We start from the raw sequence: 18,628 nt of genomic DNA, 5'->3' as shown, positions 1-18,628 counted from the left end.
CGCATGGACGTCCTCCGCACCCCCGCCGAGCGCTTCACCGATCTCCCCGGCTTCCCGTACGAGCCTCGCCTCGCCGAGGTGGGCGACGGGCTGCGGATGGCGTACGTCGAGACGGGCCCCGCCGACGGACCGCCTGTGCTGCTGCTGCACGGCGAGCCGAGCTGGTCGTTCCTCTACCGCCATGTCATGGAGAGGCTCGCCGCGGCGGGACTGCGGGCGATCGCACCTGATCTGATCGGTTTCGGCCGGTCGGACAAGCCCGCGCGGACCGAGGACCACTCCTACGCGCGACACGTGGAGTGGACCCGCGCGCTCGCCTTCGACGTGCTCGACCTGCACGGCGTCACGATGGTCGGGCAGGACTGGGGCGGCCTGATCGGCCTGCGGCTCGTCGCGGAACATCCCGGCCGGTTCGCCCGGGTCGTCGCGGCCAACACGGGTCTGCCGACCGGCGACATCCCCATGCCGGAGGTCTGGCACCGTTTCCGGGAGGCGGTCGCCACGGCGCCCGTGCTCGACGTGGCGCGGTTCGTCCAGTCCGGCTGTGCCACGACGCTCCCCGACGACGTACGGCGGGCCTACGACGCGCCCTTCCCCTCGGAGGAGCACAAGGCGGGGCCGCGGGCGATGCCGGGGCTGGTGCCGACCACGCCGGACGACCCGGCGTCGGAGGCCAACCGGGCGGCGTGGGCCACGCTGACGACACTGGACCTGCCCTTCCTGGTGGCCTTCTCCGACGGAGACCCGATCACGGGCGGGATGGCGCCGATCCTGAAGAAGTCCATGGCGGGGGCCGCCGGGATCGACCACCCCGTCATCAAGGGCGCCGGCCATTTCCTCCAGGAGGACGCCGGTCCTGAACTGGGGGAGATCGTGGCGGCCTTCGTACGCGAGTAGGCTCCGGCGGCGTGGAACCGCTCGTCGCCGCCCTCGTCGTCGTGGCACTCATCGCGGTGCCGGCCACCGTGTTGTGGCGGGTCCTGCGCGGCCGCCGCGACCTCGGGAGCAGTCCCGCGGAACGGGCCACCTTCGAGACCCTGCACACGGCGTCTTTGGCCGCGCCGCCCCTGCGGGCCGGGCTGACCCCCGCGGGTGCGCTCAAGGCGTCCCGCCACCTGCGCGAGCTGCTCGGCTCGCGTGCCATCGCCATCACCAACGGCGAGGAGCTGCTGGTCTACGACGGCGCGGGGGAACACCACGCGCGAGAGGCGTTCGCGCACGCGGCGGAGACGCTGGAGGACGGCCGCACGCAGGTGCTCGCCCTCGACTGCGGGCTGCCCGAGTGCCCGATCCGGCAGGCCGTGGTGGTCCCGCTCACCACGGACGACCGGGTGATCGGCTCGCTGGCGGCGTACGGCGACCACGCCTCGGCGGGACTCGTCCGTGCGGCGCAGGAGGTGGCCCGCTGGGTCGACTCCCAACTCGAGCTGGCGGAGCTCGACCGGTCGCGGACCATGCTCATGGAGGCGGAGGTCAGGGCGCTGCGCGCGCAGATCTCGCCGCACTTCATCTACAACTCGCTCACCACCATCGCGTCCTTCGTCCGCACGGATCCCGAGCAGGCGCGGGAACTGCTGCTGGAGTTCGCCGACTTCACCCGCTACTCGTTCCGGCGGCACGGCGACTTCACGACGCTCGCCGAGGAACTCCGGTCGATCGACCGCTACCTCACTCTCGAACGGGCACGCTTCGGCGACCAGTTGCAGGTGACGCTCCGCGTCGCCCCCGAGGTGCTGGCCGTGGCCGTGCCGTTCCTCTGCCTGCAGCCGCTGGTGGAGAACGCCGTACGGCACGGCCTGGAGAGCAAGCCGGGCGTCGGCCACGTCACGATCATCGCCGAGGACGCGGGCGCCGAATGCGGCATCACCGTCGAGGACGACGGCATCGGGATGGACCCCGAGCACCTGCGCCGCGTGCTCGCGGGCGAGGACAGGTCGGGCGCCGGCGGGATCGGCCTGGCCAACGTGGACGAGCGGCTGCGCCAGGTGTACGGCGACGAGTACGGCCTCGTCGTGGAGACCGGCCACGAAGCGGGGACGAAGGTCACCGTGCGCGTGCCCAAGTACCACCCCGGGGTGTCCGCGCACTGAACACCTGGTGCCCGACCACTGTGATCCGGTCGTGATGGCGGGAAACGTTGACTTTCCAATGTCCGGGTCATCACTCTCTAGGGGATTCGTCGGTGAGAGGGGTGGAGCTTGACCGGCCTCCGGGTCCTGGCGGTGGACGACGAGCAGCCCGCTCTGGAGGATCTGTCGTACCTGCTGCGGGCGGATCCGCGCATCGGCGACGTCCTGACGGCCCGTGACGGCGCGGCGGCGCTCAAGCTGCTCGACCGGGCGATCGCGGACGGGCGGCCGGTCGACGCGGTCTTCCTCGACATCCGCATGCGCGGCCTGGACGGCGTGGTACTCGGCCGGCTGCTCACACAGTTCTCGAGCCCGCCGAAGGTCGTGTTCGTGACGGCCTACGAGGACCACGCGGTCGACGCGTTCGAGCTCAAGGCCGAGGACTACCTGCTCAAGCCCGTCAGGCCGGAACGCCTGACCGAGGCGATCCGCCGGGTGTGCGGGAACCGGGACGTCGGGGAGGTCGGGCCGCGGGCCGACACGATCCCGGTCGAGCTGGGCGGGGTCACCCGGTTCGTGGCCAGCACCGAGGTCAGGTACGTCGAGGCGCAGGGCGACTACGCCCGGCTGCACACGGCGACGGGAAGCCATCTGGTGCGCATCCCGCTCGCCGCGCTCGAGGAGCGGTGGGCGTCCGCGGGGTTCCTCCGGGTGCACCGCAGCCACCTCGTCGCGGTCAAGCACATCGAGGAGCTGCACATCGACTCGGGCAAGTGCGTGGTGCGGGTCGGCGGGGCGGAGATCCCGGTGAGCCGCCGTCACACCCGTGAGCTGCGCGACCTCCTCGTACGGCGGGCCCGCAAGGTCAAGCGGGAGGACGCGGAATGAGCGAGCGATGACGGGCAAACCGCGACGGGTCGTGGTGACGAGCCCCCGGACGGCCGCCGCCCGCAGGCCGCGCCACCCGCTGACCCGGGAGATCGACGAGCAGACCCGCCTCGGCGAGGTGTACATGCGCTCGCTCGTGCGCACGCAGTTCCGCCTCGCGCTGTTCGTCTGCACCCTGCTCGCCTGCCTGGTCGGCGGCCTTCCGTTGCTGTTCCTGCTGGTCCCCGACCTGCGGTCGGCCCACCTGCTCGGCCTGCCGCTGCCGTGGGTAGTGCTGGCCGGGCTCATCTATCCCGCGTTCATCGCGGGCGCGTGGCTCTACGTGTGGCAGGCCGAGCGCAACGAGCGTGACTTCGCCGACCTGGTGGAACGCCAGTGAGCATCGCCGCCATCGTCGTCGTGGTGCTGGCGGCCATCCTCATCGGCGCGTTCGGGATCCGGATGTCCCGCACGACCTCGGACTTCTACGTCGCCTCGCGGACGGTGTCGCCGCTGTGGAACGCGTCGGCGATCGGCGGGGAGTACCTGTCCGCCGCCTCCTTCCTCGGCATCGCCGGCCTGCTCATCACCTACGGCGCGGACATGTTGTGGCTGCCGGTCGGGTGGACGGGCGGCTACCTCGTGCTGCTCGTGCTCGTCTCGGCGCCGCTGCGCCGCTCGGGGGCCTACACGCTGCCCGACTTCGCGGAGGCGCGGCTGGAGTCGATGGCGGTCAGGCGGGCCTCCAGCGTGCTGGTCGTGCTGATCGGCTGGTTCTACCTGATGCCGCAGTTCCAGAGCGCGGGGCTGGTCTTCCGCACGATCACGGGCGCGCCCGAATGGGCGGGCGGCCTCGTGGTCGCCGCCGTCGTCGCGGCCAACGTCCTGTCGGGCGGGATGCGCTCGATCACGTTCGTCCAGGCGTTCCAGTACTGGCTGAAGCTCACCGCGCTCGCCGTGCCGCTGGTCTTCATGCTGCTCGCGTGGCGGTCCGACGGGTTCCCCGGCCTGCCACCCGGCGATCCGTGGGCGTTGCCGCTGCACGGGCGCGAGCATCCCCTCTACGAGACCTACTCGCTCATCCTCGCGACGTTCCTCGGCACGATGGGCCTGCCCCACGTGCTCGTGCGCTTCTACACCAACCCCGACGGCCGCGCGGCGCGCCGTACGACCCTGGTGGTGCTGACGCTGCTCGGCGCGTTCTACCTCATGCCCGCGATCTACGGCTACCTCGGCCGGGTGTACGGCCTGCCGGCGACGGACACGGTGGTGTTGTCGCTGCCCGGGCGGCTGGTCGGGGGCATGGGAGGAGAACTGCTGACCGCGCTCATCACGGCGGGGGCGTTCGCCGCCTTCCTGTCCACGTCGTCCGGGCTGACCGTCTCGGTCGCGGGTGTGATCGCGCAGGACATCCTGCGGGGAGGCGTGCGCTCGTTCCGGGTGGCCACGATCCTCGCGGTGGTCGTGCCGTTCGCGCTGGCGGGCACGGCCAGGTCGCTGCCGGTGGCCACCGTGGTCGGGCTGGCCTTCGCCGTCGCGGCGTCGTCGTTCTGCCCGCTGCTCGTGCTGGGCATCTGGTGGCGGCGGCTGACGACGGTCGGCGCGATGTCCGGGCTGCTCCTCGGTGGCGGCCTCGCGTGCGCCGCCGTCCTGGCGACGATCACCGGCGGGCCGAAGACCGGCTGGATGGGTGCGCTGCTGTCCCAGCCGGCCGCGTGGACGGTGCCCGTCTCCTTCACCGTCATGGTGGTCGTCTCCCTGCTGACGCAGTCGCGGGTGCCGCCAGGCGTCGCCCGCACGATGGTCCGGCTGCACACTCCGGAGAGGCTCAACCTCGACCGCGGCGACTGGCGGCCGCGTTCCCTCTGAGCGTTCTCTCTGACATGTTCCTTCTGTCGTGCTCCTGACGGGCCGACTGCCGTTCGGCGCGCGGAACCGACCTCTCGTCGCATGCACCGCTCGCGCGAACGTGCGGCCTGTACGGCTGGGCGACGGGGCGGCGTCAAGGTCTCGTATGGAGGGGACCGCGCTCCTACCTTGAAGTGATTCAGATCACTGTCGAAGGAGGGCATGTGACCGTACAACACGACTCATCGGTCTACGAGGAGATGCAGGCCAGTGAGCAGTTCCAGGAACTGCGTCGCCGGTACCGTTCCTGGGCCTTCCCGATGACCGTCGCGTTCCTGGCCTGGTACCTGCTCTACGTGGTGCTCTCGGGCTTCGCCCGCGGCTTCATGGGCACCAAGCTGCTCGGTGAGATCAACGTCGCGCTGGTGTTCGGCGTGCTGCAGTTCGTATCCACGTTCCTGATCGCCTGGGCGTACTCGCGCCACGCGGCCGCCAAGCTCGACCCGCTGGCCGACGAGCTCCGCGCCCAGGTCGAGGAGAAGACCCAGTGAAACACGAGACGCTTGCCACGATCCTGTTCCTGCTGTTCGTCGCGGGAACCCTGGCGATCACCTTCTGGGCCAGCCGCAACACGAAGACCGCCACGGACTACTACGCCGGCGGCCGCTCGTTCAGCGGTGTGCAGAACGGCCTGGCCATCGGCGGCGACTACATGTCGGCCGCCTCGTTCCTCGGCATCGCGGGAATCATCGCCCTGTCCGGCTACGACGGGTTCCTCTACTCGATCGGCTTCCTCGTCGCCTGGCTGGTGGCGCTGCTGCTCGTCGCCGAGCTGATGCGCAACTCCGGCAAGTTCACGATGGCGGACGTGCTCGCGTTCCGGATGTCCCCGCGTCCGGTCCGCACGGCCGCCGGTGTCTCCACGATCGTCGTCAGCATCTTCTACCTGCTCGCGCAGATGGTCGGCGCCGGCGCCCTCGTGGGCCTGCTCCTGGGCATCACGTCGGAGTCCGGCAAGGTGTGGACGATCATCGCCGTCGGCCTGCTGATGGTGATCTACGTCGTGATCGGCGGCATGAAGGGCACCACCTGGGTGCAGATCGTCAAGGCCGTCATGCTGATGACCGGCGCCGCCCTGGTGACGTTGCTCGTCCTCGGCAAGTTCGGCTTCAACCTGTCCACCCTGCTCGGCGACGCCGCCCAGCAGAGCGGCAAGGGCGACGCCTTCCTCAACGCCGGCCTCAAGTACGGCACCGAGGCGCAGGGCATCTGGGGCAAGATCGACCTGATCAGCCTGGGAATCGCGCTCGTGCTCGGCACGGCGGGCCTGCCGCACATCCTGATCCGCTTCTACACCGTGCCGACCGCGAAGGACGCCCGCAAGTCGGTCATGTGGGGCATCGGCATCATCGGCGTGTTCTACCTGCTGACCCTCGTCCTCGGCTTCGGCGCCGCGGCGGTGGTCGGCTCGGAGAAGATCGCGGCGGCGAACGCGGCGGGCAACACGGCGGCGCCACAGCTCGCCGAGGCCATCGGGGCGGACATCTTCGGCGAGGTGGGCGGCACGATCCTGCTCGCCGTCATCGCCGCGGTCGCGTTCGCCACGATCCTCGCCGTCGTCGCCGGCCTCACGCTGGCCTCGTCGTCGAGCTTCGCGCACGACCTGTACGCCCACGTGTTCAAGAAGGGCCAGGTCACCGACAAGCAGGAGGTGCGGGTCGCGCGGATCGCCGCGTTCGTCATCGGTGCGATCGCGATCGCCCTCGCCATCCCCGCCCAGTCGCTCAACGTCGCATTCCTGGTGGCCCTGGCCTTCGCGGTCGCGGCCTCCGGCAACCTGCCGGCGATCCTCTACAGCCTGTTCTGGAAGAGGTTCAACACCGCCGGCGCGGTCTCGGCGATCTACGGCGGCCTGGTCTCGGCGCTCGTGCTCGTGATCTTCTCGCCGGCCGTCTCCGGCGCGCCGACCGCGATGTTCCCGGACGTCGACTTCCACCTGATCCCGCTGTCCAACCCGGGAGTCTTCTCGATCCCGATCGGCTTCCTGTGCGGCTACCTCGGGACGATCTTCAGCAAGGAGTACAACGCGTCGAAGTACGCCGAGATCGAGGTCCGCTCGCTCACCGGCGTCGGCATGGAGAAGGCGGCAGAGCACTGATCGGAGCACTGATCGGAGCACTGATCGGGTGCTGACCTGACACCGAGCCTTTTGGCTCTCTCCCGGCGAAGCCCGGCCGCGTCCCTTCCCGCGGCCGGGCTTCTGCTATTTCGCCCCGTTTTTGCAGGATCCACTGTCCATTGCGTCATGGTGTTGAGGCCCCAGGTCCGGATATCGTCTGGCCCGTGGACGACCCGCTCGAAACCGCCAAGGCGAGGACCCGCATCCTCGACGCCGCCGAGGAGTTGTTCGCCGACGGCGGGTACGACGCGACGCCGACGGCCAGGATCGCCGCGGTGGCCGGCGTTCCGAAGGGCCTGGTCTTCCACTACTTCCCGCGCAAGATCGATGTGCTGGTGTCGCTCGTCGACGAGCGCACGATGGTCACAGAGGAGGACGTCGAGGCCGTCCCCGGGGACGCGGCGGGCACGTTGTCGAAACTGGCCCGCATGCTGCCCCTGCGGGCGTCGCCCGACATGCGGCGCATCCTGTTCCGCGAGGCCGACACCCATCGCTCCGTCCGGGACCGGCTCGGGCGGCTGAACGCCGAGATCATCAGGCGGGCCAGGTTCGCTCTCGAACTCGCGCTCCCGGGTACCCGCGGCGACGCGGCCCGGCTGGAGGCCGCGGCCGCCACGTTCGCCGCCGTCCTCCTCTACCAGGAGAGCCTCTGCCTGCTGACCGGCCACCACATCGACCCCGACGCGGTGGCGGAGCTGATCGCCCACGCCCTGGGATAGTCCCGGGACAGCCCCGGGACAGCCCCGGGATAGATGGATGGATGGAGCCGGCCGGCTAGGCCGGGATCTTCTCCCGGATCGGAGAGGCAGGCCCGGGCACGGTCGCCGTCGCGCTCTCCTCCGTCCGCACGTCGGCGGGCGACTCGTCCGTTTCCTGGGCCGGCTCTTCGACCAGGGCGAGCAGTTCGTCCATCGCCTCGCGGAGGTGGCCGATGACGCTCCAGACGTCAGGCAGCCGGGTCGGGCACGCGACGACGCCGAAGTCGAGGCGGCCGTCGTAGGACATGCAGGTGACGCTGATCCCGCCGGTGACGTCGGTGACCACGGACATCGGGTGGTACGACAGCAGTCGCGCGCCGCACATGTACAGCGGGGCCCGCGGTCCGGGGACGTTCGAGACGATGAGGTTGACCCCGGTGCCCGCCATGCCCGCCAGCCGGAACAGCGCCGGGGTGGCCAGCGCGGTGAACGCCGCGGGGAACATCGCGCAGACGTCGGACAGCCAGGTCCTGCGCGACAGCGCGAAGCGCCGCTTGGCCGCCGCCATGGTGGCGCGGACGGTGGTCAGGCGCTCCTTCGGGCACTCCACGTTGGTGGCCAGCGGAGTGATCATCGCGGAGATCTGGTTGCCGATCGTCTCCCCGCCGCGGGTCGTACGCACCGCGACGGGGACGGCGGCGAGCAGCGGCCGGTCGGGCAGTGCGTCGTGGGCGGTCAGCCAGCGCCGCAGCGCAGACGAGCACAGGGTCATCACCACGTCGTTGGAGCTCATCCCGGAGGCGCGGGCGACGGTCCTGACCTCGCTCATCGGGATCGAACCGTAGGCGAAGGCGCGCTCGGCGGAGATCGGGCCGTTGAACGGCGTGCGCGGAGCGGCGAGGGGCGGCACTTCGGGAAGCGGCCTGTCGTCGCCCGTGATCCGGCGCGTCAGCTCGGCCATGAACCGCGCGCCCGGCAGCGCGGCCACGACGGGGATGGTGTCGAGGTCGGCGGCGGCGCGGGCGATCGAGCGGAGCGTCTCCACGGGCTGGGTGACCGACCGGGCGAACGCGCCCGCGAGCATCGGCAGGATTCCCGGCTCGGCCGCCGGGGCGACCTCGGGCGGAGCCTCCACCAGGCGCGGCTCGGGGGAGGGGTCGAGAAGCGAGACGAGGATCTCCGAACCGGAGACGCCGTCGATGGCGCAGTGGTGGACCTTGGTGTAGACGGCCACCCTGCCGCCGGACAGGCCGTGGATCAGGTGCAGTTCCCACAGCGGGCGCCCGCGATCGAGCCGCCGGGCGTGGATCTCCGCCACGTGCGCCGCGAGTTGCCGGTCGTCGCCCGGCGCGGGGAGGGTCGACTCGTGGACGTGGTCCTCGAGGTCGAAGTCGGGGTCGTCGACCCAGTAGGGCCGGTCGAGCCCGAAGGGCAGCCCGGCGAGCCGCATCCGCAGCGGAGGCGCCAGGTGGATCCGCGCACGCAGCAGGCCGATGAGGCACTGCCTGGTCACCGTGCCCGACGGGGCCGAGGACGGGTCCAGAATCGCCATGCCGGCCACGTGGGCGGCCGTCGTGCTCGACTCGACGCTCAGGAACTGCGCGTCGAGGGCCGTCAGCTGGCGCATGCTCCATCCCCTCTGCTCGCTTCCGGAGTGTGACCATAATGGCGGCAGAGAGTTACCGGGACATTACTCAGGCATCTCCGGGAGATTCCTTCAGCACGACGCGCTCGATCTCGCGTCGTCCGCGAACCGTCCGCCTAGCTGACTGCCGATGACATTCCCCGATCCCGTCGATGGAATGACCCGTGATGTCGTATCGGTGTCGTATGGCCTGCGCAAAACCTCACGATCGCCTGCGCGTCTACGGCCGGTCGAGGTAGGCCAGCAGGCGCTCCAGCGGCCAGGTGTTCACCACGTCCTCGGTCGTCAGCCAGGCGCGTTGCGCGATGCCGATTCCGAACCTCTGGTGGGCGAGGTGGGGGATCGCGTGGGAGTCGCTGTCGATGGAGAACTTCACGCCGTGGTGGCGCGCGAGCCGTACGAGATCGGAGGGGAGGTCGGCCCGGTCGGGGTAGGAGTCGATCTCCATGATCGTGCCGGTGCGCGCGGCGGCGCGGAAGACCTCGTCCCAGTCGGCGTCGACCGGCGGGCGCTTGCCGATCTTCCCCGTGGTCGGGTGGCCGATGATGTGGACGTGCGGGTTCTCGCACGCCGTGATGAAGCGGCGGGTCATCTCCTCGCGGGACTGGCCGAAATGCGAGTGGACGGAGGCGACGCAGAGGTCGAATCCGGCGAGCACGTCGGCGGGCCAGTCGACCGAGCCGTCGGGCGCGATGTTGAGTTCGCTGCCGTGTAGCAACCGCATATCCGGATATTTCCGTTGAAGGTCGGCGAGCTGCGCGCGCTGTTCGAGGGCCTTGTCGAGGGTCATCCGCTGCATGGACAGGTTCGGCGCGTGGTCGGTGACGGCGTAGTAGGCGTATCCGCGCGCCGCGCCCGCCGCCACCATGTCCTCCAGCGACGCGATCCCGTCGGTGAGGTCGGTGTGGGTGTGCAGGTCGCCCTTGACGTCCTCGAGCGTCACCAGTTCGGGCAGCTCGCCGCGCAGGGCGGCCTGGACCTCGCCGCCGTCCTCGCGGAGCGTCGGCGGCACCCACGACATCCCGAGCGCCCGGTAGACGTCCTCCTCGGTCTCGGACGCGATGACCTGGTCGTCGGCGTCGAAGAGGCCGTACTCGGACAGCTTCCAGCCCTTCTTGACCGCCATCTCCCTGATGCGGATGTTGTGCTGCTTGCTGCCCGTGAAGTACACCAGCGCCGCGCCCCACGACTCGGCGGGCACGACCCGGAGGTCGACCTGGATGCCGCGGTCGGTCCTGACCGACGTCTTGCGGTCGCCGTGCGCGATCACCTCCGTGACGTACGGCTGCCGCACGAAGGTCTCCATCAGGCTGACCGGGCCGACGGCGAGAACGTCGATGTCGCCGATGGTCTCCTTCATCCTGCGCAGGGATCCCGCGTAGGCGATCCGCTCGGCGGAGAGCGAGGCCATCACCCGCTCGGCGACGTCCGTGGCGATGCCGAGGTGGACCCGCCGACCTGACTGCTCCATCTGCTCGATGCCCTTGAGGAGGTTCTCCTCGGTCCTTGCGCCGAATCCCCTGAGCCCGGTCAGCCGTCCGGCCCTGATCGCCTCGGCGAGGGCGTCCGGGGAGTCGATGCCGAGCTCCTGGAACAGGAACAGCGCCTTCTTGGGGCCGAGCGACGGGACGCGGGTGAGCCTGCGCACGCCGTCGGGCACGCGGCCGCGCAGGTCGTCGAGCTGGCGGAAGCTGCCCCTGGCGAGGAACTCCTCGACCTTCTTGGCGATCGCCTCGCCCACGCCGGGGATCTTCCTGACGTCGGTGCTCCTGAGGTCCTCGGGGAACCCCGCGATCGACTTCGCGGCCTTCTGGTAGCTCCGCACGCGGAAGGCGTCGCCGCCCGTCAGCGCGAACAGGTCCGCGTACTCCTCGAGGGCCGCCGCTGCCTCGTCATTCGACCGTCCCATGGAGATCAGCGTACGCGGCCCGGACCCGCCGGCCCGGGGGGATCCCCGAGCCGGACGGCCCCGCGGCCGGCACGACCGGTCAGAACTGCTGGGGCCGGGTCTGGTACGGCTCCTCGAGGAAGGCGATCTCCTTGTCGGACAGTGTGAGACCCGCCGCCGCGATCGCGTCGTCCACGTGACGCTCCTTGGTCGCTCCGACGATGGGAGCGACGACACCGGGCCGGCTCAGCAGCCAGGCCAGCGCGACCGTCGCGGAAGTGGTCCCGCGTTCCGCCGCGGTCTGCGCGACCCGCTCCAGGATCGCGGCGTCGCCGTACCCGCCGTAGAGCTGCTCCTGGCGGGCCCCGTCGCCGACCTGGCGCGTGGTGTCGGCGGGGGCGCCGGCGCGCGCGAGCAGGCCGCGGGCGAGCGGGCTCCACGGGATGAGCCCCACGCCCTGGTCGACGCAGAGCGGGACCATCTCCCGCTCCTCCTCCCTGTGCAGGAGGTTGTAGTGGTCCTGCATGCTCACGAATCTGGTCCAGCCGCCCCGCTCCGCGACGTGCTGCGCCTTGGCGAACTGCCAGGCCCACATGCTGGACGCCCCGATGTACCTGGCCTTGCCGGCGCGGACGACGTCGTGGAGCGCCTCCATCGTCTCCTCGATGGGGGTCTCAGGGTCGAACCGGTGAATCTGGTAGAGGTCGACGTGATCGGTGCCGAGCCGGGTGAGCGAGGCGTCGATCGCCGAGAGGATGTGCTTGCGGGACAGGCCGTAATCGTTCCTGCCGCCGCCCATCGGGAAGTACACCTTGGTGGCGAGCACGTAGTCGTCGCGGCGCTGGAAGATCTTGCGCAGCAGGTTCCCGGTTATCTGCTCGCTGACGCCCCCCGAGTACACGTCGGCGGTGTCGAAGAAGGTGACGCCGCCGTCCGCAGCCTTGCGGACGATCGGTTCCGCCTGCTCCTCGTTGAGCACCCAGCCGCCCCACGTGTCGGGGTCGCCGTAACTCATCATCCCCAGGCAGATCCGGGAGACCTTCATTCCGGTGGAGCCGAGCCGTACGTAGTCCAATATCCACACCTCCTCCGGACATCTCACCACGATCAAGTCGGGGGTGCGCGGTGAGGTGCACGGTCAGGTGCACGGTGGGATGCGCTGTGCTGAACGCCGCGGATATTCGAAGGCGCGAACCCCGGCGTACGGCGTAGAACTGCCGGATGAGCACATTCGACACCAGGCGGCCGGACGTCGCCGACGCAGAGGCGGTCCACGACCTGGTCGCCGAGCACGACACCGCGGTCATCGGCAGGCCGGACATGACCCGGGCCGACGTCGCCGACCTGCTGGGGGAACTCGACCTCGGCAACGACAGCTGGCTGGTCCACGAGGGCGACCGGATCCTCGGCTGGGGCTGGGCGCAGCGGCAGGGGGACAGCGACAACGTCGAGGTCGACGTGCGCGCCAGGAATCAGCCGGCCGCGGACCTGTTGTGGGACGCCGTGACGGAGCGGGCGCGGCGGCTGGCGCGGGAGGCCGGTCACCCGCGGGTGCGGATCGACATCGCCGTCTACGAGCAGGACGCGGCCATGCGGGCGGCCGCGGCCGAGCGCGGGTTCGCGCCGGCGACCAGCTTTCACCGGATGCGGATCGACTTCCCCGCGCCCGTGCCGGTCACCGTGCCCGGGGCGAGCCTGGAGGCCGGTTCTCCCGGCGACATACGGCTGATGCGCACGGCGCACGGCGTCCAGCAGGAGGGGTTCGCCCTGCATTTCGGGTTCGTTCCCCGGACGTTCGAGGAGTGGGTCGAGGTGATGGAGGCGTCAAGCGCCAACGACTGGAACCAGCTCCTGCTCGCCCGCGTCGACGGCGAGCCTGCGGCGATGCTGCTCGGCACCGACCACTTCGTCGAAGACGAGAACTGCGGCTATGTGAGGACGCTCGCCGTGCTCCCGCGGTTCAGGGGGAGGGGGCTCGGCAGGATGTTGCTCGGGCACGCCTTCGCGGCGGACGAGCGGAGGGGGCGCGTCGGCACGATCCTGCACGTCGACTCCAACAACACCACCCCCGCGCTCGGTCTCTATCTGTCCGCCGGCATGCGCCCCGTGCTCGCCATCGACGTGTGGCGCAAGACGGTCAGCGCCTCCTGAGCAGGGGAAGGGCGACGACGCCGGCGGCCAGTGCGGTGATGGCCAGTCCGACGGAGGTCACCGAGATGGCGTGCGCCGACGGGGTCAGGCTGAGGAACAGGGTGCCGAACGCGGCGACGCCGACGACCTGGCCGAGCTGGAGCATCATCGCCATCAGCCCGCTGGCGTCCGGCGCCTCCGACTGCGGGACGTGCGAGAGGGCCACCGTCATCAGCGGGCTGAACGCGCCCGCCAGGCCGGTTCCGATGACGGCGAAGAGCACCTCGAGCAGCACCTCGTGGTGGCCGCCGTCGGACAGGACGGCCGCGAGGCCGAGCTCGCCGAGCGCCGTCAGCACGGTGGCCGACACGATCATCGGCCGGTGCAGGCGGGCCGGCAGGCGCTTCCAGTTGAGGCTGGTCAGGCCGAACATGGCCGCCGCGGGGATGAAGAGCAGCCCGGCGTGCAGGGCGCTGTCGCCGAGCGCGCCCTGAAGGTGCAGGGCCATCGTGAACAGGTAGCCGCCGTAGGTGACCATGACGAGGAAGATGCCGGCCGCCGCGGGGGAGACCCCGGGCGTGCGCAGCAGGTGGCCCGGCACGAGCGGATGCCTGGCCCGCCGCTCCACGAGGAGGAACGCGCAGAACACCACGACCGACGCCGCCATGGAAATCCAGCCCCACAGCGGCCAGTCCTGCTCGTGGCCGAGCACGAGGGGGACGACGAGCAGCGACACGGCGAGGGAGAGGGTGAGCAGGCCGGGCACGTCGACGCCCTGCTCGCGCGGCACGTGACCGGTCGGCAGCAGTTTGCCGCCCACGATCAGCAGGACGACGCCGATCGGCACGTTGACCAGGAAGACCGGGCGCCATGACGTGCCGAAGAGGTCGGCGGTCACCAGCAGGCCGCCGAGCACCTGGCCGACGACGGCGGCGCCGGAGATGACCGCCGCGTAGACGCTGATCGCCTTCAGCCGCGCGGCGCCGTCGAAGGAGAGCTGGATCAGGCTGAGCACCTGCGGCACCATCAGGGCGGCTCCCGCGCCCTGCAGGAGCCGGAAGGCGATCAGAAGGTCGGCGGACGGCGCCAGCCCGCACATCAGCGAGGCGACGGTGAACAGGCCGAGGCCGTAGAGGAACAGCTTCCGATATCCCAGCAGGCCGCCGAGGCGCGCGCCGGTGATGAGAAGCATCGCGTACGCGATGGTGTAACCCGAGATGACGAGCTGGAGGGCGGATCCGCCGGCGTTCAGGTCCGTCCGCAGCGTGGGGGCCGCGACGTTGACGATGGAGACATCGAGGATCGCCATGAACTGCCCCACGAGGATGACGGTGAGCAGCCACGACCTCGACCGCTGCACCGGGGGCGCGGCTGTTGCGAGGGTAGTCATGGTGTCATCATGGGGAGACCCCGATACCAGTAACGAGAGCCTGCTGATACTGGTACTGACACCACCAGGCTGCGCGCGCCGTCGTCAGCCGGAACCGGAGGGCGAGCATGGCGACGGTCACACACACCCAAGGCACACACACCGGGGGCACACACACCAGGCGGGACCAGCTCGCCTCGTTCCTGCGGAGCAGGAGGGAGCGTGTCACACCCCAGGACGTGGGGCTGCCGCCCGGGACGCGCCGCCGCACGCCGGGGTTGCGGCGCGAGGAGGTCGCGCAGCTGGCCGGGGTGGGCGTCACCTGGTACACCTGGCTCGAGCAGGGCCGGCCGATCAACGCGTCCGTGCAGGTCCTGGACGCCATCGCGCGGACGCTGCGGATGGACGCCGCCGAGCGGGAGCACCTCTACCGGCTGGCCGACCTGCCCGAGGTGGTCGACCCGGGGGCGGACGACGAACTGGACCCCGAGATCCACAAGATCCTGGGGCACCTCGACCCGGTGCCCGCCTGCGTGTACAACAGCCGTTACGACCTCATCGCCTGGAACGCCGCCTACGCCGCCTTCTTCCCCAGCCTCGTCCGTCAGGCGGCGTGCTGCCGCAACGTCCTGTGGCTGATGTTCGCGATGCCGGGCTGCTGCTGCCCCCTCGTCAACCGGGAGCAGGAGTTGCCGCAGATGGTCGCCACACTGCGGGGGGCCTACGCCCGGCACGCGGGCGAGCCTGCATGGACCGCGCTGGTGTCCCGGCTGTGCGCGGAGAGCCCCGAGTTCGCCCGGATGTGGGCGACGCACGACGTGGCCAAGCCGGGTAGCCGGATGAAGATGCTCAAGCACACGTCCGCCGGGCTGATCCGGGTGACCTCCACCAGCCTGGCCCTGTCGTCGCCGCAGGAGACGCGGCTCGTCGTCTACAGCCCGGCGGACGACGAGAGCAGGCGGCGCATGGAACTGGTCCGGGCGCATTCCGGGCCTGCCTGCGAGCACGACGTGGCGTATGCCGCCGATCGTGAGTAGGGCCGTCGCTTCGCCCATCGGGGGAGGTCTCCCGTCGTCGCACAACCAGATCCGGGGAATCTTCGCATTTGCCCCAAACAGGCAGCAACCTCTCCAGGGTTAACTCTGCGTTGCGGCGGAAACGGCTGCCACGATGGAAGCGGGTGTGACAGGTCGCACCCGGATCGCGGTCAACCCCGGGTATCGTCGCGGTCAAGTGACACGGGGGATCGGCGGGGCGGGACGGGCGTTTTGTTGCGCGGCCCTGCAATTCCTTGACACATGATCACCGCCGGGAGTACAAACCACCCAGCGCGTCGCATGTAACCGCTTTTCGCCGCGGTATGGCGCTTTCCGCCCGTCGAAGCGTTGCCGAGCCCTGCCGAACGTCGCCGAATGAGGTGGACAGGATCTTCACCGTAGAAGAGGCCAAGTCGCTGTTGCCGAAGGTGCTCGAACACGTCCGTGAACTCGTCACGTTACGGGCCGATCTGGCGGAGCTCTCCTACGACCTGAAACAGTCCGGGCTGTCCGCCATCGGGGGGATCCCCGAGTCCAAGGCGTTCGAGGCGCGGATGGACGAGATCCTCAGCTGGTTCGCCGCCGAGGGTATGGAGATCAAGGGGGTCGCCCCCGTCCTCATCGACTTCCCCGCCGTGCTGGACGACGGCGTCTCCGTCCGGCTGTGCTGGATGGAGGGGGAGGAGGAACTGGCCTGGTTCCACCGCAGCGAACTGGGCTTCGCGGGCCGCAGGCCCCTCGTCGGCGACCACGTGTAGCCCGACCACGTGTAGCCCGACCACGTGTAGCCCCGTCCCAGCCTGGGCGGGGCGGTTACTCGGTCAGGTCGTCGAATTCGGGGAGTCCGCCCAGCGCGGCCCCGTAGCGCACGCACACCATCCTGGCCACGGCCTCGTGCGCGCCCAGCGGCGCGGAACAGCCTGCCTCGATCGACTCCGCGGCGGCGGTGATGCGGTCGCCGTCCGCCTCGGGCCCGATGACGTAGGGGGCCACGGCCAGCCGGTTCGCGCCGATCTTCCGCAGCCGCTCCGCCGCGTCCCTGACCGTGGGCACCCCGTCGAGCGCGGCGGGGACCACCGGCAGGGTGAGGCGCGCGGCCAGCAGGACGGCGGTGGCGTCCGCCCCGCGCGCCGCCTCGTCGCCTCCCGCCGTCGCGACGATGATCCCGTCGACGGGCGAGGTGACGTTGAACAGGCGCATGCGGTCGGCCCGGGCCAGACCGGCCTCGGACAGCCGGATGTGCAGCGCTTCGGCGAGCAGCGGATGCGGGCCGAGAGGCTCGGTGATCTTGACGGTGGCCTCGCTCTGCGTCACGGCGTCCCGTACGGCGCGCAGCACACGCGGGTGGGGGCCCGTGACGAGGGGGACGACCACGGCGGACGGGCCCTCGGCGGTGCGCTCGGCCGAGATCGAGGAGAACTCCGTGATGAGGTCGGCGCCGCCGTCGCCGAGGGAGACGAGACGAAGGTCGATCTGGGGGTTGTCGAGCTTGATGACGGCGGCCACCTCGGTCGCCACGTCGCCGGCCTTCCCCGGAACCGCCAGGACCAGCGAGGGGGCGTCGGGCGGCAGGCTCGCCGGCAACGGCCGTCGGTGACGGCCGCTACCCATTCGGGAGGATCGCTCCCGGATAGGGAGCTTTGGCGGCTCTTCGTGACCTTCGTTCACATCGGCGGATTCTAGGGTGAATCAGCGCCAATAGCAGAACCAACGCGCGGCTTGTTGCCGACGGGTGATCCTTTCGCGTCCCGTCCCCCGGACGGAGGCGCCTCCCGCGAGGCGCTGGAAAGGCCGCTCGCGGAACGGGGCGATCGCGGGTCCGGGAGAGCCCGGCCCGGCCGTCCTGGGCGCCTCTCAGCCCCGCGCAGACACCCGCCGGAGACGTGAGAGCCTGGGCGGGCACGGGAGAGGACGGATGATGATCTCGGTTTTCGGCAGCGCCAACATGGATCTGGTCGCCTACACCGCGAGGGCTCCCCAGCGCGGTGAGACCGTGGCGGGCAGGGCGTTCGCGACGATCCCCGGGGGCAAGGGCGCCAACCAGGCGACGGCCGCGGCCCTGGCGGGTGCGGACGTCGCCTTCTTCGGCGCGGTGGGCGACGACGCCTTCGGCCCCGTGCTGCGGCGGGGGCTGGAGGCCGCGGGGGTGGACGTGAGGGGCCTCAGGACGGTCGCGGGCTCCTCCGGCATCGCCCAGATCGTCGTGGACGACGACGGATCCAATTCGATCATCGTCGTCCCGGGCGCGAACGGCGCCGTCACGGGCGCCTCGGCGGACGACCTCGAGGTGATCGGGCGCTCCGACGCGCTGCTGCTCCAGCTGGAGCTCCCCATGGCGGCCGTGGTGGCGACCGCACGGGCGGCCGGGGCGCCCGTCGTCCTCACTCCCTCGCCGGTCCAGGAACTCCCGGGTGAACTGCTCGACGCGGTCACGCTGATCGTCCCCAACGAGCACGAGGCTCGGGCGATCACCGGCCTGGCGGATCCCGAGGAGGCGCTCGGCGCGCTGCTTGAGCGCGTCCCGGAGGCGGTCGTCACCTTGGGGTCCGAGGGCGCCCTGTACGGATCACGCGCCGGGGAGCGCCTGCATGTGCCCGCCGTACCGGTGCGGGCGGTGGACACGACAGCCGCGGGCGACACCTTCGTCGGGGCGCTCTGCGTCGCCCGCGCCGAAGGCCGGTCGAACGCGGAGGCCCTGCGCTTCGCCGCGACGGCGGCGGCCCTTTCCGTGCAACGGGAGGGGGCGAGCACGTCCATGCCCGCCCGGGCCGAGATCGACGCGGCACTGACGGCCTGACCCCCTGATCCTCGGCCCCGCGTAGGCCGCTGAGGACTGAACCGGAGCATCTCCCGTTTTGTCGCCGGCCGCCGAATTTGGGAGCCTGTGACGTTCAGGTG

The 18,628-nt window shown here is 70.7% G+C and carries 17 protein-coding genes; 12 read left to right on the top strand and 5 right to left on the bottom strand.

Annotated elements, in window-relative coordinates; translation table 11 throughout:
* Positions 1-3 precede the first annotated feature (3 nt).
* The 8 genes from Pka01_RS22910 to Pka01_RS22875 all read left to right on the top strand — a co-directional run bounded on the left by Pka01_RS22910 (position 4) and on the right by Pka01_RS22875 (position 7,682).
* Positions 4-897 carry a haloalkane dehalogenase gene (locus Pka01_RS22910; protein WP_203884896.1) on the top strand — a complete coding sequence of 298 codons (894 nt, stop codon included), beginning with the start codon at positions 4-6 and terminating at the stop codon, positions 895-897.
* A gap of 11 nt (positions 898-908) precedes the next feature.
* The gene (locus Pka01_RS22905) at positions 909-2,090 is read left to right on the top strand and encodes a sensor histidine kinase (protein ID WP_203884895.1); all 1,182 of its coding nucleotides are present in this window, start codon (positions 909-911) and stop codon (positions 2,088-2,090) included.
* A gap of 108 nt (positions 2,091-2,198) precedes the next feature.
* Positions 2,199-2,957, top strand: a complete 759-nt coding sequence (locus Pka01_RS22900; protein WP_203884894.1) for a LytR/AlgR family response regulator transcription factor — start codon at positions 2,199-2,201, stop codon at positions 2,955-2,957.
* A 7-nt stretch (positions 2,958-2,964) separates the two neighbouring features.
* Positions 2,965-3,336 (top strand): hypothetical protein, encoded by a 372-nt coding sequence (locus tag Pka01_RS22895; protein ID WP_203884893.1) that lies wholly within the window; start codon positions 2,965-2,967, stop codon positions 3,334-3,336.
* A complete protein-coding gene (locus tag Pka01_RS22890; protein ID WP_203884892.1) occupies positions 3,333-4,805 on the top strand; it encodes a sodium/solute symporter in 1,473 nt (490 codons plus the stop codon). The genes Pka01_RS22895 and Pka01_RS22890 overlap by 4 nt, the downstream gene beginning before the upstream one ends.
* A 203-nt stretch (positions 4,806-5,008) precedes the next feature.
* Complete coding sequence (locus tag Pka01_RS22885; RefSeq protein ID WP_239115214.1) at positions 5,009-5,335, top strand: DUF485 domain-containing protein; 327 nt, start codon at positions 5,009-5,011, stop codon at positions 5,333-5,335.
* Positions 5,332-6,942, top strand: coding sequence for a monocarboxylic acid transporter (locus tag Pka01_RS22880; protein WP_203884891.1), 1,611 nt, complete (start codon positions 5,332-5,334; stop codon positions 6,940-6,942). Before Pka01_RS22885 ends, Pka01_RS22880 begins: the two co-directional genes overlap by 4 nt.
* A gap of 185 nt (positions 6,943-7,127) precedes the next feature.
* Positions 7,128-7,682: a TetR/AcrR family transcriptional regulator gene (locus tag Pka01_RS22875; RefSeq protein ID WP_203884890.1), complete on the top strand. Its 555-nt coding sequence runs from the start codon at positions 7,128-7,130 to the stop codon at positions 7,680-7,682.
* Positions 7,683-7,737: 55 nt separating this feature from the next.
* On the opposite strand, the gene Pka01_RS22870 is transcribed toward Pka01_RS22875, so the two are convergent.
* From Pka01_RS22870 to Pka01_RS22860, 3 genes are all read right to left on the bottom strand, one after another.
* The gene (locus tag Pka01_RS22870) at positions 7,738-9,288 is read right to left on the bottom strand and encodes a WS/DGAT/MGAT family O-acyltransferase (RefSeq protein WP_203884889.1); all 1,551 of its coding nucleotides are present in this window, start codon (positions 9,286-9,288) and stop codon (positions 7,738-7,740) included.
* 238 nt (positions 9,289-9,526) lie between these two features.
* Positions 9,527-11,215 (bottom strand): DNA polymerase/3'-5' exonuclease PolX, encoded by a 1,689-nt coding sequence (polX, locus tag Pka01_RS22865; RefSeq protein ID WP_203884888.1) that lies wholly within the window; start codon positions 11,213-11,215, stop codon positions 9,527-9,529.
* Positions 11,216-11,294: 79 nt separating this feature from the next.
* Positions 11,295-12,269, bottom strand: coding sequence for an aldo/keto reductase (locus tag Pka01_RS22860; protein WP_203884887.1), 975 nt, complete (start codon positions 12,267-12,269; stop codon positions 11,295-11,297).
* Positions 12,270-12,415: 146 nt separating this feature from the next.
* Here Pka01_RS22860 and Pka01_RS22855 point away from each other — a divergent pair, with 146 nt between their 5' ends.
* Complete coding sequence (locus Pka01_RS22855; RefSeq protein ID WP_203884886.1) at positions 12,416-13,345, top strand: GNAT family N-acetyltransferase; 930 nt, start codon at positions 12,416-12,418, stop codon at positions 13,343-13,345.
* On the opposite strand, the gene Pka01_RS22850 is transcribed toward Pka01_RS22855, so the two are convergent.
* Complete coding sequence (locus Pka01_RS22850; protein WP_203884885.1) at positions 13,332-14,714, bottom strand: MFS transporter; 1,383 nt, start codon at positions 14,712-14,714, stop codon at positions 13,332-13,334. The genes Pka01_RS22855 and Pka01_RS22850 overlap by 14 nt on opposite strands.
* A 107-nt stretch (positions 14,715-14,821) precedes the next feature.
* On the opposite strand from Pka01_RS22850, the gene Pka01_RS22845 reads away from it, so the two are divergent.
* Entirely contained in the window at positions 14,822-15,730 is a 909-nt protein-coding gene (locus Pka01_RS22845; RefSeq protein WP_203884884.1) for a helix-turn-helix transcriptional regulator, read from the top strand.
* A gap of 380 nt (positions 15,731-16,110) precedes the next feature.
* Positions 16,111-16,488: a DUF2203 domain-containing protein gene (locus Pka01_RS22840; protein ID WP_239115213.1), complete on the top strand. Its 378-nt coding sequence runs from the start codon at positions 16,111-16,113 to the stop codon at positions 16,486-16,488.
* A gap of 55 nt (positions 16,489-16,543) precedes the next feature.
* Here the strand turns inward: Pka01_RS22840 and Pka01_RS22835 are convergent, their stop codons facing one another.
* The gene (locus Pka01_RS22835; RefSeq protein ID WP_239115212.1) at positions 16,544-17,314 is read right to left on the bottom strand and encodes a sirohydrochlorin chelatase; all 771 of its coding nucleotides are present in this window, start codon (positions 17,312-17,314) and stop codon (positions 16,544-16,546) included.
* Positions 17,315-17,648: 334 nt separating this feature from the next.
* Between Pka01_RS22835 and Pka01_RS22830 the strand changes: the two genes are divergently transcribed.
* Positions 17,649-18,527 (top strand): ribokinase, encoded by an 879-nt coding sequence (locus Pka01_RS22830; protein ID WP_203884969.1) that lies wholly within the window; start codon positions 17,649-17,651, stop codon positions 18,525-18,527.
* Positions 18,528-18,628 lie beyond the last annotated feature (101 nt).

This window comes from Planotetraspora kaengkrachanensis, from assembly GCF_016862895.1.
GTDB lineage: Bacteria > Actinomycetota > Actinomycetes > Streptosporangiales > Streptosporangiaceae > Planotetraspora > Planotetraspora kaengkrachanensis.
This window is presented reverse-complemented; position numbering and strand designations above follow the sequence as displayed.

What these genes read in the sequence shown, in the direction of transcription:
- Pka01_RS22910 (WP_203884896.1), top strand. Translation starts at nt 4, where the DNA reads ATGGACGTCCTCCGCACCCCCGCCGAGCGCTTCACCGATCTCCCCGGC.
- Pka01_RS22895 (WP_203884893.1), top strand. Translation starts at nt 2,965, where the DNA reads ATGACGGGCAAACCGCGACGGGTCGTGGTGACGAGCCCCCGGACGGCC.
- Pka01_RS22870 (WP_203884889.1), bottom strand. Translation starts at nt 9,288, where the DNA reads ATGCGCCAGCTGACGGCCCTCGACGCGCAGTTCCTGAGCGTCGAGTCG.
- polX (WP_203884888.1), bottom strand. Translation starts at nt 11,215, where the DNA reads ATGGGACGGTCGAATGACGAGGCAGCGGCGGCCCTCGAGGAGTACGCG.
- Pka01_RS22855 (WP_203884886.1), top strand. Translation starts at nt 12,416, where the DNA reads ATGAGCACATTCGACACCAGGCGGCCGGACGTCGCCGACGCAGAGGCG.
- Pka01_RS22850 (WP_203884885.1), bottom strand. Translation starts at nt 14,714, where the DNA reads ATGACTACCCTCGCAACAGCCGCGCCCCCGGTGCAGCGGTCGAGGTCG.
- Pka01_RS22845 (WP_203884884.1), top strand. Translation starts at nt 14,822, where the DNA reads ATGGCGACGGTCACACACACCCAAGGCACACACACCGGGGGCACACAC.
- Pka01_RS22830 (WP_203884969.1), top strand. Translation starts at nt 17,649, where the DNA reads ATGATCTCGGTTTTCGGCAGCGCCAACATGGATCTGGTCGCCTACACC.